A 14,005-nucleotide genomic window follows, 5' to 3' on the forward strand; every position below is an offset into this window, starting at 1 on the left:
CGCGAATTAATCCTTACTCCCGCCCGTGCTGTCAAACCGGAATCGATCATTCGCGACGTACATCAAACCTCATAAAAAGCCGCCCGAAGGCGGCTTTTCCGTCATGGCGTTACTTAGCGGGTCCTACTGCCGTACAGCTGTTAGAACTCTGTACATACTTTTGCAGCGTGGCCCACTGAGGACGATCCTGGCCATTCAAGGGTTCTACTGAAAGCTTGTAGCTACCCCAGCCCGGACCAGCCGCCCAGTACGTGGCAGGAATACAGTTCTGCTGGAGGTATGAGAGCAGATTATCCATCAGTGGCAGCCAGCGAGCATCGTCACCTGGCACGCCAAATTCAGCGATATAGCCCTTCTTCCCGTTCTTTTTCAGCCAATCCACGAAAGGCTTTGCACGATTGACGCCCAGCATCGCGTTGAGCTGGCTGGTATCTTCCGGGCTATAAGTACCGCTGCCGTCCTTGTCCAGATAGACGTGCGCTGCAAAGATGATGTTATTGGCCGAGTCCTTGAGGCTGAGCAGACTGTCATTGTAATAGGGCCATAGCGATGCATTGGACCAGGCATTACCTTCCACAATCACCGGGTGAGTATGATCCACCGTTCGTACGCCATCGATTCCAGACTGGGCAGCCTTGAGCCAGTAACTATCCATGTCATGCGGCTTGGCCATGATGTCATACCCATACAGGGCAGGATGGCTGGCCCAGCGGTAAGCAATTCGGTACATCAGGTCCCAGAAATGGGTGTAGGTAACCTGCCCCGCCCCAATGATATTGCCGTTGTAGCGCCCATTGTTATGCACATCCAGGATAACCTTGATGTTGTATTTCTGGGCCAGGTTCATAGTGGTCTGGATCAAGCCAACCTGGTTGGGATCAAGCATTGTGCTGAGCTTAGGCTGTATACGCTCCCATAGAATAGGAAAGCGGATCAGACGGATCCCTTTCTGATTCCACTGCTTGAAATCCGCCTCTGTGGGATACAGGTAGTCAACACCGTTTTTGCCGGGTACGACGTGTGGAGCAAACGCTGCGCCTGACAAATTCAAGCCGACCAGATCTATCCCGCTGCGGGTGAAAGGCGTTACCGGTTGCACGACAGGTTTTGCCGGTTGGCTAGGCGTAGCGGGCTGTGCAGGTACAGGTGCAGGAGTCGCTGGTTTTGCTGGCATGGCAGGCACTGCTGGTGTAGCAGGTGCAGTCACGGGTTGACTCGGTGTAGCAGGTGTTGTCGTAACAGGCTTACTCGGCGCAGGAGTGGCAGGCTTTGATGGAGTAGCAGGCTGCGCAGGAACTGCTGGCTGAGCCGGTTTAGCGGGTTGGCTTGGTGCTGTTGCGTCAGTACCGTTTATAGGTCCAAACGCAGTGCATCTGGTGTTATTGACGTACTTTTTGAGAGTTGTCCATTGAGGACGCTCAACACCATTTATAGGCTCCACAGACATGAAATAGTTACCCCAGCCCGGACCTGCCGCCCAATAGGTGGCCGGAATACAATTCTGCGCCAGATATGCCAGCATGTTATCCATGATGGTATTCCAGCGAGAGTCATTGTCCGGGATGCCAAACTCACCGATGTAGCCTTTCTTGCCGTGCTTCTTTAGCCATTCGATAAAGGGCTTGACTCGCTCAACGCCATACATGGGGTCAAGCTTGCTGACGTCAACGGACTCGTAATTGCCGCCCGCATTGTTATCAAAGTAGGTGTGCGCAGAAAAGATAAGGTTATTTGAAGGATCCTTGAGATCGAGCAACGTATTATTCCACTGCTCCCAGCGCGTAGCCTCGGCCCACCCGTTGCCTTCGACAATAATGGGGCGAACGGTATCAACCGCACGTACACCATTGATGCCGTATTGAGCTGCCGTGTTCCAATAGTTCAGCGCACCATTAGGCTCATTCATGATGTCGTAGGCATAAAGCGACTTCTGGCTGCTCCAACGCTGCGCGATCTTTGTCATGATCTCCTGATATCGCGCATAAGGCACACCGCTTGTTCCAATGATCTGGCCGCGATATCGAGCATAGTTATGAAGGTCCAGAATGATCTTTACGTTATGCTTTTCTGCATAGCTGAACGTGCTATCGATCAATTGCACATACTTAGCGTCCAGCGCACCGCCAAGCGTAGGCTGCAGCCGCTCCCAGATAATTGGGAAGCGCACCAGTTTTATGCCCTTCTCACTCCACTGCTTGAAGTACGATTCTGTCGGAAATATATAATTGGTTCCGTTGATGCCGGGCAGCACGTGTGATGCGAAGCCAGCCCCAGACAAGTTCAGCCCCACCAGGTCGACCGATGCCACAGCCGAAGACGAAACCAGTAACGCCGCCAATGGTAGCGCGCATTGCCTCATTACTTTGAAAGCCAGACTACGGGAACGCCTGCTTGAGCTTTTCATGAATTCCCCAATAAACCTAAAGTGTCATTTCTGAAGTGCGCACTTAACGGCCGAACCTAAAAGGCTCGTATCAAGACTGTTATCGTTTTGGTCTTCAGGCAGAACTAACTACCTTGCTTGGTGGCCGAGCGTGGCTGTACTACCGGGGGATTGAGAAAAGCGTGCCACTCAAAAAGCAGTGAAATCAATATCAATATGACACTATTGTTTTTTATCAATACATATAAAATATATTAAAAATCAATAATTTATAAAAATTTTTCTCTGTATTAAACAGCTGTTTGTGAAACAGTTGTTTTAGGTTTTTCCAAAGAAACACGAATTACTTTCGACAACGTTCACAAAATTTAGGGGTAGAGAAAGCAGTTTTAAAAATTCATAAAATTTACACGCTTACCAAGCATGAAAGAGTTGACAAAATGCTGTTGGCCAAGCGTAACGGTTTGGGACCAGCAGTGACATTTTTTGTCACAAGGGTCGTGCCTTGAAGACAAATCAGCCTAAGCTGAAGGCGGTCTACCAGAGTCAACGCGTATTGAGACTACTCAGCTAGCGGCGTGCAACAATGCCAAAAAAGGGTGACTCAACATCTGATACGATTTTTTATTAAGAATCTGAATCTGTTTTGCGCACGCCTAGAGCCCTACTGTAGCCACATGGGTAATGCCGGTAGAGAGCTGCTCTAGCAAACACATCCATTCGCTACGATGCCTGTCTCAATGCTTACCCTTCCCTGCTATCGCAAGAGGTTTCAATCATGAGCGACGTATTCTTCATGTCACTGTTTGGCTTTCTGGCCTTCGTTCTACTGGGATGGGGGTTTTACGCTGGCGTACAGCTAAACAAAGATAGAAAGGACGTGCAGAAGAACGACCGCTAATGCATAGAAAGGCCATCAGTGTCTCGACGCAACCGCTTTCAATCTTCTGTTTTAAGTCGTAAGCGCTCGTATAGACACCAATACGGTATAGGCATCAACCACCAGCGCTGCAGCGAAAAGCATGAAACGTTACGAGCGACTTGCTGACGAAATTGCGAACCTGATTCGAACCGGTGTACTTAAGGCGGGTGAAAAAGTCCCATCGGTACGTCATGCCAGTCGTACCTACACGGTCAGCCCTTCGACTGTATTTCAGGCTTATTATCTGCTGGAAGATAAAGGGCTGATCATTGCCCGCGCCCGCTCAGGCTATTACGTACGTGAGCATGCCAAGCGCCCGCTGCATGAGCCTGAAATTACTGGTCACAAGGCTGAAACCACTAAGGTGGATGTCAGCGAACTGGTCTTCTCCATCCTGAACTCTATCAAGGACCCTGCGACCACTCCATTTGGGTCTGCCTTTCCCAGTCCACAATTGTTTCCGCTTCCTCGCCTTGCCCGCAGCATGACCCACGCATTAAGACACCTTTCAACCCAGGCCGCTATTGCAGACATGACGGCAGGCAGCAATGAGTTGCGCCGTCAAATAGCCCTTCGTTATAGGGTCAACGGTACTCGTCTCCCGCTTGAGGAGTTGGTTATTACCAACGGGGCGATGGAAGCCTTGAACTTATGCCTGCAAAGTACAACAAGCCCAGGCGACCTGGTTGCAATAGAGGCGCCTGCTTTCTACGCGACGCTTCAGGTATTGGAGCGTTTAAAATTGAAGGCTGTCGAGATCCCCGTTCATCCACGGGAAGGTGTTGATCTTGATGTGCTGGAGCACAGCCTCTCTCATCTTCCTATCAAAGTTTGCTGGCTCATGAGCAGCCTGCAAAATCCTTTGGGCGCCAGCATGAGTTTCGAGAAGAAACAGGCGCTGTACACACTCTTGAAGCAGCATCAGGTTCCATTGATTGAAGACGATGTCTATGCCGAATTGAATTTCTCCAACCAACCGTTACGAGCCGTGAAAAGCTTTGATGATGATGGGCTGGTCATGCATTGCGGTTCGTTTTCGAAATGTTTGGCGCCGGGTTATCGAGTGGGCTGGGTTGCTGGCGGACGCTTCACCGAGGCCATTGATCGCCTCAAGCTCATGACGACCATTTCTCCTTCGGTTCCTGCTGTAGCGGCCATTGCAGACTATCTGCAACATGGTGGCTATGACCGACACCTACGAAAATTGCGCCATGCATTGGAAACCCAGCAGAGCGCCATGCTGGACTCAGCCGCACGGCACTTTCCGAGCGAAACCCGCGTAACCCGCCCAATCGGCGGTTATTTCCTATGGTTTGAATTTCCAGAACGGGTCGATACGCTTCAGTTGCTCCGTATGGCCATCGCTCAGGGTATCAGCCTTGCTCCCGGCCCTATCTTCTCGGCCAGCCAACGGTTTGGAAACTGTGCAAGGCTGAATTATGGCCATCCCTGGACGGCTGAGAGTGAGAAGGCAATGGAAACGCTAGGCCGCATGATCGATACGTTCTGAACAACCCAGCGTCATTTATCCCACTCTTAGCCTCTGCCTGCTGCAACTGAAAGTTCAACTGCAACAGGCCAATCAGGCCAGACGTTAGCAATGTAACTGGCCGGGCATTAATTCCATTTCAGGACGGCTTTAACGGTGATTCCCTGCTTGGAATCTTCAAATGCCTGATTGATGTCCTTGAAATCATAAAACCTGACAAGCTTGTCGAACGGAAAGCGCCCCGCCTTGTAGTACTCGATTAGCTTGGGAATAAAGAGGCGTGGCACGGCATCACCTTCAATCACACCCATCATGGTCTTTCCTTCCGCCATGATCTCGTTATGAACATCAATGGTCATCTCGGGGGTTACGCCTACAATCGCCGCCTGCCCTAATGGCCGCAGCGCCTGCAGGCATTGGCGAACAACCGGCGGAACCCCTGTAGTTTCAACCGCATGGTGCGTACCGCCCAAAGAGACAGCCTTGATTTCCCTGACCACATCAACCTGACTACCGTTGAACACATGCGTAGCACCCAGCTCCTTGGCTAGCTGAAGACGGCTATCATGCACATCGACCGCAAAAATCTGAGCACACCCTGCAATCTTTGCTGCCATGATCGCGCTCAACCCCACAGCACCACAGCCGTAAACGGCAAGGCTATCCCCAAACCCAGGGCGAAGGCGGTTAAATACCGTTCCGCTCCCCGTCTGAATACCGCAACCCAGCGGCCCTAATAACGCTAGGTCCACTTCCTTATCGACCTTGACGACATTACGTGCGCTGGCAATCACGTAGGTGCCAAAGGATGATTGACCAAAAAAGGAAGAGAGCTCGGTATCTCCCTGGCGAAGCCGACAGCTATGGTCCTCCATGCGGCCACCAAAATTAAGCTCGTTGAATACCCTGCATACCGTAGGATGCCCGGTCAGGCAATTTTCGCATTTACCGCAATGTGCAAAAGAAAGGACCACGTGATCGCCCACCTCTAGATCGCTTACATTGCGACCTACCTGCTCAACAATGCCCGCGCCCTCATGACCAAGGACTACAGGATAAGGCGACAGCCCCAGATCACGCGCGACGGCGTCAGTGTGGCAAACCCCTGTCGCAACGATCCGAATCAGCACTTCGTTGGTGGCAGGACCTGATAGCGTAACCTCCTCAAGACTAAAAGGCTGTCCTTTGGAGTGCGTAACCGCGGCCATTATTTTCATTGTGGGGCTCCTGGTAAATGTATGAGCAGAGACGGCTCACTCAAAGCATAAAAGCGGCGCTGAACCTTCATTCAACATGGCATTTATGCATAAACTTAACAAGCATAACCATCAGACCTCTCACAGAGAGCCTCACTGACTTAGGCCGCTTAACCCACTAAATGCCAAAGCGACTTAAGCCTGCCAAAAAACCTGTAAGAACTGGTTCGTGTTTTTGAGTAACACCCACCTCATCTCTGGCTACTGCGCAAGATTCTGCCACTGGCTTTCGTTTAGCCTGCGGCCATATCTCTAACCGCCAATCCCGCGCATGGGATTAATTTACGCATTTCCAGAAAAGCGACACGCCGCCCGCCTGGACATGACTTGTATACCGAGCAGGAAGCAGAGGAACCAGGATGTTCTCCCCAGCCAACGAAACCCAGTTCATACTTGAGATTCCCGGCGTCTCTCATGATTTTCAGGTGCTGGAATTTGCAGGGCGGGAAGCATTGAATACCGCCTTCCGTTTCGATATTGAATTGATCAGCGAAAGACCCGACTTCGATCTTGAATCCTTACTCAACCAGCCTGCCTTCCTGGCTCTAAATCAGACAGGTACAGGCTTCAATGGCCTGATCCACAGTGCCGAACAAGGCGAGTCCGGTAAACGCATGACGCGCTACCGTGTCACGCTCGTGCCACGCGTTTATTATCTCTGCCATCGGCATAACCAGCGTATCTTCCAGCACCTTAACGTGCCGGACATCATCGCTACCGTTCTGAAAGAGCATGGCATCCTATCCAATGCCTTTCGCTTCCAATTGGGCTCGGCTTACCCAGAGCGTGAATACTGTGTTCAGTACGATGAGACTGATCTGCATTTCATCAATCGGCTTTGTGAAGAAGAAGGTATTCATTACCACTTTGAGCATGCCCAGACTGAGCACATTATGGTCTTTGGTGATGATCAGACTTGCTTCCCCAAGCTGAACCCTGCGCTCTTCCAACAGGATACGGGACTGGTTGCGGACCATCAGGTCATACGAAAGTTTGCAGTCCAGGTTGAAACACGGACATCCAAGGTCAGCCGCCGGGACTATAACTTTGAAAAACCCAAGCTCACCATGGAGGCTTCCCAGACTGGCGAGGCGGCGCCAGAGCTGGAAGGTTATGACTACCCTGGCGCGTTCATGGACCGTGCCCGCGGCAAGCAGTTAAGCCAGCGTGCCTTGGAAAGGCATCGCTCGGATTACCAGATCGCCCGCGGTAAGAGTGACCTACCGACACTTGTCTCCGGCCACTTCATGCCCTTGACCGAGCACCCACGCAGTGAGTGGAATGACTTGTGGCTACTCATTGAGCTGACACACGAAGGCAAACAACCCCAGGTACTCGAAGAGTCCATTTCCTCGCACGTAGATGACAAGGATGGCTTCCAGCAAGGCTACCGAAACCTCTTTACGGCAGTGCCCTGGGACACGATCTTTAGACCTCCCTTAAAGCACCCTAAGTCAAAAATCCTGGGTAGCCAGACCGCTATTGTCACCGGCCGGCTGGAGAAGAAATCTACTGCGATCAATATGGTCGCGTCCGCGTGGAATTCCATTGGGATCGATTGGACCAGATGAACGAGCACAGCAGTTGCTGGCTGCGTGTTGCCAGCAACTGGGCTCATGAAGGCTATGGTGCCGTCACGATTCCCCGAATCGGCATGGAAGTGCTGGTAACCTTTCTGGAAGGTGACCCGGACCAGCCGCTCATTACAGGCTGCCTGCATCACGCCGCAAACCTGGTGCCGTACAACCTGCCCGCCAACAAGAGCCGGACAGTCTTCAAGACCAGAAGCACTCCTGGCGGCAACGGTTTCAATGAGCTGCGAATCGAAGATAAAGCCGGTGCGGAGCAGATCTACGTACACGGTCAGCGCGACATGGACATTGAAGTGGGCAATTGTGAAACCCACTCCGTAGGGGTTGACCGAATCAAAACCATTGGTCAGGACGAAACGGCAGTCATTGGTCAGAACCGCATGCGTATCGTCAAGGTAGATGACCAGCTGCTGGTAGGCGGTTCGAAGGTGGATAGCGTCAGCTCAACGTATCTCATTGAGGCAGGTGAAGGTATTCGCCTTGTTTGTGGCAAAAGCGTGTTCGAGATGTACGCCAACGGCCTCGTTAATATTTCCTGTGTTGAATTCAATATCAGCGCCAGCGGCGCAGGCCAGATAAACACTGGTGGCACTCTCGACATCAATGTGCCGGGTGGTAAGGCAGGAGCCTCACCGGAGGGGCAAGGAGTGAAGGCCTCAATCGATGCTCAGATCAATGCTGTATTCCACCCTTCATCAGGTACGAATGGCTCAGGCTCTGCCTCCCAGTAATCCAAATTTCGAGAAATCTCATGAGCTATAAGATCAACGAAGGTATTTTAAAACTACCTGCTGGCTTTCAGGATCGCACCATCAATGTATTCGTTCCGGGAGACACGGCCCCCTTTCCGTTCAGCCTTACGGTTTCCCGAGATACCAAACCCTCGGACGAGGCCCTTGATGATTATATTGACCGACAGGTTGAGCTGATCGCCGCAAAACTTGCCAAGTACAAACCTTTGGACAGAAAGCTGGCGCAGCTATCCATGAACGTCCCCATTCAGGGTATCCAAATTGATTCTCGGTACAAGGCAAGCGGCAAAGACGTATATCAGCGTCAGGCTGCTTTTCCAATGGCACCCGAGCGCGTTCTTGTTTTTACCGCCAGCGGACAAGCACCGTTTACATCAGAACAGGATGCACTGTGGGTAGAGCTTTTAAGTAATTTTATTCCGTCTCGTTAACTCGTGAAGCGGAATCAATAAGCATCATCAGGTTTACTTCGCACGGCGAAAGACAATCCGTGTGACAGGGAGAAGTCAAATGTACGAAGCCGCTCGCATTGACGATGAGATCGTCCATACAAGCGCGTTAGGCGGTTTTCTTGCCGGAGCGGCGATAGGTATTGCCCTTGTAGTAGGAGTAGCGGTAGCAACCGCTACTTGCGGCTTTGGTGTTGCCCTGATGGCGGGCGTACTGGCTGGCTTTGGCGGAGCAGCACTGACTGCGCTCGGCGAAACGATCGGACGATCAATGAGTACCCCCGCCGGAGGGATTGTTTCCGGCTCGCCCAATACCTTTATCAACGGTCTAGCGGCTGCGCGTGTTGAGGCGGACACCGGCGTCTGTGAGAAGCATAGCAAGCCCCCGCAAATTGCCCAAGGTTCAGCCAAAGTCTTCATCAACGGTTTTCCCGCTGCCCGTAAAGGAGATCAACTCACCTGTGGTGCAACGATTGACTCGGGTTCTCCTAATGTAAATGTTGGAGCCGAAACTCAGACCTATCTGCCTATAGATGACGAAGTACCAGCATGGTTACGTACCACAGTTGATGTTCTGATGGCACTCGGTGGAGGTTTAGGCAGCCTTGTGAAAATGGCAGCCAAGAATGGCTTGAAAGCCGTTATGCCCTGCGCGCTCAAGTTTGCAGCCACCTTTGCTGCTTCCGAAGCGTTTACACGAGCAGTAGCGGCCCCAGTATTGACGCGTGCTTTCGGCGCACTGTTTGGCCATCCGGTTGACGCGGTAAATGGTCGTAAACTATTGCTGGAAGACAGTGAGATCGATTTTACGCTTCCCGGCCTGCTGCCTATCCATTGGGCACGTTTTTACGCCAGCGACATCGAGCGTGAGGGTATTCTCGGGCGCGGCTGGGTAATGCCCTGGGAGCAAAGCCTAAGGCGCGAGAAGGATCGTCTGGTTTTAAGCGATAACCAGGGCCGGGAAATTCCGCTCGAACTACTAAATCCTAATGAGCGAGTCTTTTATCCAGCGGAGCAGTTTACGATCGTTTGTACTGAGGGCGGCCATTATCTATTGCAGACCCTCGACTGTACATTTCTCTATTTTGGCGACCTACCAGAGGATAGCACGCCCGCTCCGCTCAAACGCATCGAGGATGCTCACGGTAATTACCTGGCGCTTACGTATCGAGAAGGTCGGCTGACCGATATCCACTCAAAGAGTATGGTACGTATCCATCTCTGCTACAACGAAGCGGGTAACCGCTTGGTGCGGGTAGAGCGTATCGAGGATTGCAAGCCGGTAGAAACCCTTGTTCGCTATGCTTACGATGCGCAGGATCAACTCATTGGCGTCACTAATCGCAATGGCGTTACCAGTCGACGCTTTGGCTATGACCACGGCCTCATGGTCATGCATGAAAATGCCCTAGGTTTGGTGTGTCATTATCGGTGGGGCAAACTCCCAGACGGCAGCCTGCGAGTAGCAGAGCATTGGACCAGTGATGGTGAGCGCTACAGCTTCAGCTATGATCTGACCGCTCGTACGACATACATTATTGATGCCTTAAATCGCAAAGCCATTATTCATTACGATGAAAGCCGTCGTGTCACTTTTGCCCAAGACTTTAGCGGTGAGCAATACCACATTGGCTTAGATGAGTCAGGCAACATAACGGGTGTGACGCTGCCCGACAGCAATACGCTAGCGTTCGAGTACGATCAGTTTTCAAGACTAGTCAAAGACACCGATCCTATCGGTCGCTCGACGGTATATACCTATCATCTCAATACTGAATTCCTTACCTCACTGACGAGGCCCGATGGCAGCGCACTTAGCTGGGAATACGATGAGGCAGGTAGCTTGCTGGCTCAGACGGATGAGCTTGGCGCAATCACTCGCTATCTTAGTGCCGATAATGGCCTACCCCATACCGTAACGGATGCCTTAGGCAACAATACTTATTACTGGTGGAACGCCCTTGGCCAAGTTACCCGGTATCAGGACTGCTCAGGCAACCACACCCACTATGCCTACAGTGAACACTTACATCTTGCGGCAGTAACCGACGCGCTCGGCCAAACCACCCGACTGCATCGCAAACCCGACGGCGAAGTCCTCCGGGTCGAGCATCCTGACGGCAGTATAGATTCCTATACCTATAATGCGCTTGGGCAGCTACTTACCCATACTGATGCTGATAAGCGTACAACAAGCGTCACTCGTAATGCTCGCGGCCTACCCGTAGAGCGCAAGGACGCCAAAGCCCAGCGGGTTCGTTACCACTACGATCAAGCGCTGCGTCTGGCTGCCCTGGTAAACGAGAACGGGGCGGCCTATCGCTTCGCCTATGACTCTGCCGATCGCCTGATAGAAGAAATTCGTATAGACGGACTACGCCGCCGTTTCCGCTACAACGTATCCGGCGCACTGGTCCGCATGGATGAGCATACCGCTGACCAGACGAGACAGAGCCAGACACGCTCAAGCGAATTTGAGCGCGACGCCATAGGTCGTTTACTCAGCAAAATGACCCAGGATGCTCGCCTGGATTACACCTATGACGAACTGGATCGGGTCGTAGCCATTGAACGGCAGCCCAGCGAGCACGGTAAAGCGCTGGGCATACGGCCCGATGCTCTCCGCTTCAGCTACGACAAGGCTGGCCGCTTGGTACAAGAGCAGTCAGCCTTGGGCGCACTAGGTTACACCTACGATGCGCTAGGCAACCTTACTCAGCTTAGCCTGCCGGATGGGCGCACACTCAATCACCTCTATTACGGTAGCGGGCATCTGCACCAACTAAACCTCGACGGCTTGCTGATCAGCGACTTCGAGCGTGACGCCCTACACAGGGAGACCTTGCGTACCCAAGGCAGCCTAACCAGCCGCTTTGGATACGACAGCTTTGGCCGTAAGCGCTGGCAAGCGGCCATTGAGTTGCCGCATGAACAGCTCTCGCAACTCAACGCGCAAAAGAACAGCCTGCTCGGCCATCCTGAACATCCCGCCACGCTCATCCATCGTCGCTATGAGTACAGCAAGGCGGGCGAACTGTTGCGGCAGATTGATAAGCACCGTGGCGCTACGGATTACAAGTACGATGCCATTGGTCAACTGCGCAGCCGCGAACCGCACCACCCCCAGCTCGGTAATGAGGACTTTGGCTACGACCCTGCCGGCAACCTGACCAGCCTCCAGGCCTTGAGCCCAGACAACCGTCTCAAGGCCTGGAAAGACCTGCGCCTCACCTAGGACGCTTGGGGTAACGTCAGCGAGCGGCACAGTTCAAATGGTTATCAGCGTTTTACCTACGACTGCGAAAACCGCCTGGTTAAAGCCGAAACCTATCGCGGCCATGACTCGCTCAGCCAGGCCACTTACGAATACGACGGCCTGGGCCGCCGTATTGCCAAGCATGTCTCTGTAGAGAGCAAGACCGAAACCACCCGCTTCCTCTGGCAAGGCCTGCGCATGCTGCAGGAGCAAAAAACAGATCTGCATAGCCTGTATATCTACGAAGCAGGCAGCTACGCCCCACTTGCCCGGTTAGATACTGATCCGGGCCAGCCTGATCAAAAGCCCAAGCGCTATTACTTCCATACCGACCAGATCGGCACTCCGCTTGAGGTCACGGACGATACCGGCGGTATGGTATGGCGCGCCTATTACAAGACATGGGGTGCGTTGGAAGCGCTGGCTCCCAGAGAAATCGAGCAAAACCTACGGTTTCAGGGGCAGTACTGCGACGCCGAGACGGGCCTGCACTACAACACGTTTCGTTATTACGATCCGGTTGTGGGACGGTTTACAACGCAGGATCCGATTGGTTTGTTGGGTGGGGAGAATCTCTATCAGTACGGGAAAAATCCGCAAAGCTGGCTAGACCCTTTAGGCTGGTGCTCAACGAAACTTGGGCAAAATATGGGTGCTAGGTCTGGCGATGGTATGGCAAATCACCATCTTATCCCCGAAGAACTGATGAAGCACAAAGCTTATGAGAAATTATTTTCCAGGCTTAAAGCAATTGGATTCGATGGTGACGGCGCGCCCAATGGCATCTTTTTACCTGGAAGCCAGAGTCTTGCAAAAACCTTAGGTCTTCCAGGACATTGGTCTAGTCATAGACTTTATACAGAGGCTGTTAACAGAAAGCTGACCGACTTGAACAGAGTCTTCTTAGCTGGGAGACTAACCGATACTCAGTTGGCTCTTGGAATAGGTAAAATCCAGAGCTTTGCGCGAGAGGGCTTAGAGTCTGGTAAGTTTGTAATTGATCAAATGACCTCGAGATTATTATAGATGATTGAAACTAAATTTTATATTCTAAACTATGAAGCTGATGGTTTATCAAATCCCTATATGCTTGGGTCTATCGGGACCCCAGAAAAATGGGAGTGGCAGCTTTATGAGCCATTACCAGAAAAAATTAAAATAAACGAATCTTATACTCTAGATATAACTGAGAGTAATATTGAAAATATAGGGTTCGATTATTATGAAAACCCTGAAGTAATTGTATCAAGTAGATTCCTAGATATATGTAATAAATTTTCGGTGCCTTACAGAGCGATACCTTTAAAAATAATTAATAAAGGCAAAGAAATAAGTTCATCTTATTTTTACTTTTTACCAGGAAAAAGCATTGAGGCCATGGATAAGAGATACTCAGAATATACTGTTTCTAAAGATGATAGAACCGGAGATTTTTTAAAAAGTGAAATTTGGCCAAACATAGAACTATATGATGAAATCAAAAAATTTGTCCCGAAGTGCGATATTTCTCTAGATCTTTTTAGATGCATCGAGAATTTAAAAATCATCGTCAGCGAAAGATTCAAACTAGAAGCAGAAAAAAATAAAATTATTGGAATAAGCTACGAAACATTGGATGATAGTTATTCTTTCGATATATGGGGCACCTTAAATGACCTCTGATCGATCATGTGCTCTGGCATTATTTTTATCATTATTAAATATAAGTATCCTTAATTTAACCTTCAACTGTTGTTTAATTTTTAAGATCCAGAGATCACTGTAGCGGTAACCGATTGCTCACGTATCCGGTGACTATAGCTGCAGTTGAGTTTAGTAGGTCGCGAGACCAGCCAATTGGATCCTATATAAAGCATGGCAGGCAGCTACGCTCGCTAGACTAGGGTTTGTCTGAAAAGTCGCGTTT

The 14,005-nt window shown here is 51.1% G+C and carries 8 protein-coding genes and 1 pseudogene; 7 read left to right on the forward strand and 2 right to left on the reverse strand.

The features are described from left to right. Positions 1-109 precede the first annotated feature (109 nt). Positions 110-2,404, reverse strand: a complete 2,295-nt coding sequence (locus PLU01S_RS14495) for a glycoside hydrolase family 5 protein (protein WP_233432163.1) — start codon at positions 2,402-2,404, stop codon at positions 110-112. 757 nt (positions 2,405-3,161) lie between these two features. Between PLU01S_RS14495 and PLU01S_RS26330 the strand changes: the two genes are divergently transcribed. Together PLU01S_RS26330 and mapR are read left to right on the forward strand one after the other, a co-directional pair. Then, positions 3,162-3,284: a hypothetical protein gene (locus PLU01S_RS26330; RefSeq protein ID WP_010799001.1), complete on the forward strand. Its 123-nt coding sequence runs from the start codon at positions 3,162-3,164 to the stop codon at positions 3,282-3,284. A gap of 121 nt (positions 3,285-3,405) precedes the next feature. After that, positions 3,406-4,815: a GntR family transcriptional regulator MpaR gene (mapR, locus tag PLU01S_RS14500; RefSeq protein ID WP_074826124.1), complete on the forward strand. Its 1,410-nt coding sequence runs from the start codon at positions 3,406-3,408 to the stop codon at positions 4,813-4,815. A gap of 107 nt (positions 4,816-4,922) precedes the next feature. Here mapR and PLU01S_RS14505 read toward each other — a convergent pair whose 3' ends face one another. Continuing rightward, positions 4,923-6,011, reverse strand: a complete 1,089-nt coding sequence (locus tag PLU01S_RS14505) for an NAD(P)-dependent alcohol dehydrogenase (RefSeq protein WP_074826127.1) — start codon at positions 6,009-6,011, stop codon at positions 4,923-4,925. A gap of 398 nt (positions 6,012-6,409) precedes the next feature. Between PLU01S_RS14505 and PLU01S_RS14510 the strand changes: the two are divergent. The 5 genes and pseudogenes from PLU01S_RS14510 (at position 6,410) to PLU01S_RS14535 (ending at position 13,761) form a co-directional block, all read left to right on the forward strand. Continuing rightward, positions 6,410-8,373 (forward strand): annotated as a pseudogene (locus PLU01S_RS14510) (type VI secretion system Vgr family protein). 20 nt (positions 8,374-8,393) lie between these two features. Continuing rightward, entirely contained in the window at positions 8,394-8,825 is a 432-nt protein-coding gene (locus PLU01S_RS14515) for a DcrB-related protein (protein ID WP_010798997.1), read from the forward strand. Positions 8,826-8,904: 79 nt separating this feature from the next. Then, positions 8,905-12,078, forward strand: a complete 3,174-nt coding sequence (locus tag PLU01S_RS14520) for a DUF6531 domain-containing protein (RefSeq protein WP_083397911.1) — start codon at positions 8,905-8,907, stop codon at positions 12,076-12,078. 75 nt (positions 12,079-12,153) lie between these two features. Beyond that, complete coding sequence (locus tag PLU01S_RS26190; protein ID WP_483407188.1) at positions 12,154-13,125, forward strand: RHS repeat domain-containing protein; 972 nt, start codon at positions 12,154-12,156, stop codon at positions 13,123-13,125. Beyond that, the gene (locus PLU01S_RS14535; protein ID WP_074826138.1) at positions 13,126-13,761 is read left to right on the forward strand and encodes an Imm43 family immunity protein; all 636 of its coding nucleotides are present in this window, start codon (positions 13,126-13,128) and stop codon (positions 13,759-13,761) included. Positions 13,762-14,005: the final 244 nt, after the last annotated feature.

This window comes from Pseudomonas luteola NBRC 103146, from assembly GCF_002091675.1.
GTDB classification, from domain to species: domain Bacteria; phylum Pseudomonadota; class Gammaproteobacteria; order Pseudomonadales; family Pseudomonadaceae; genus Chryseomonas; species Chryseomonas luteola.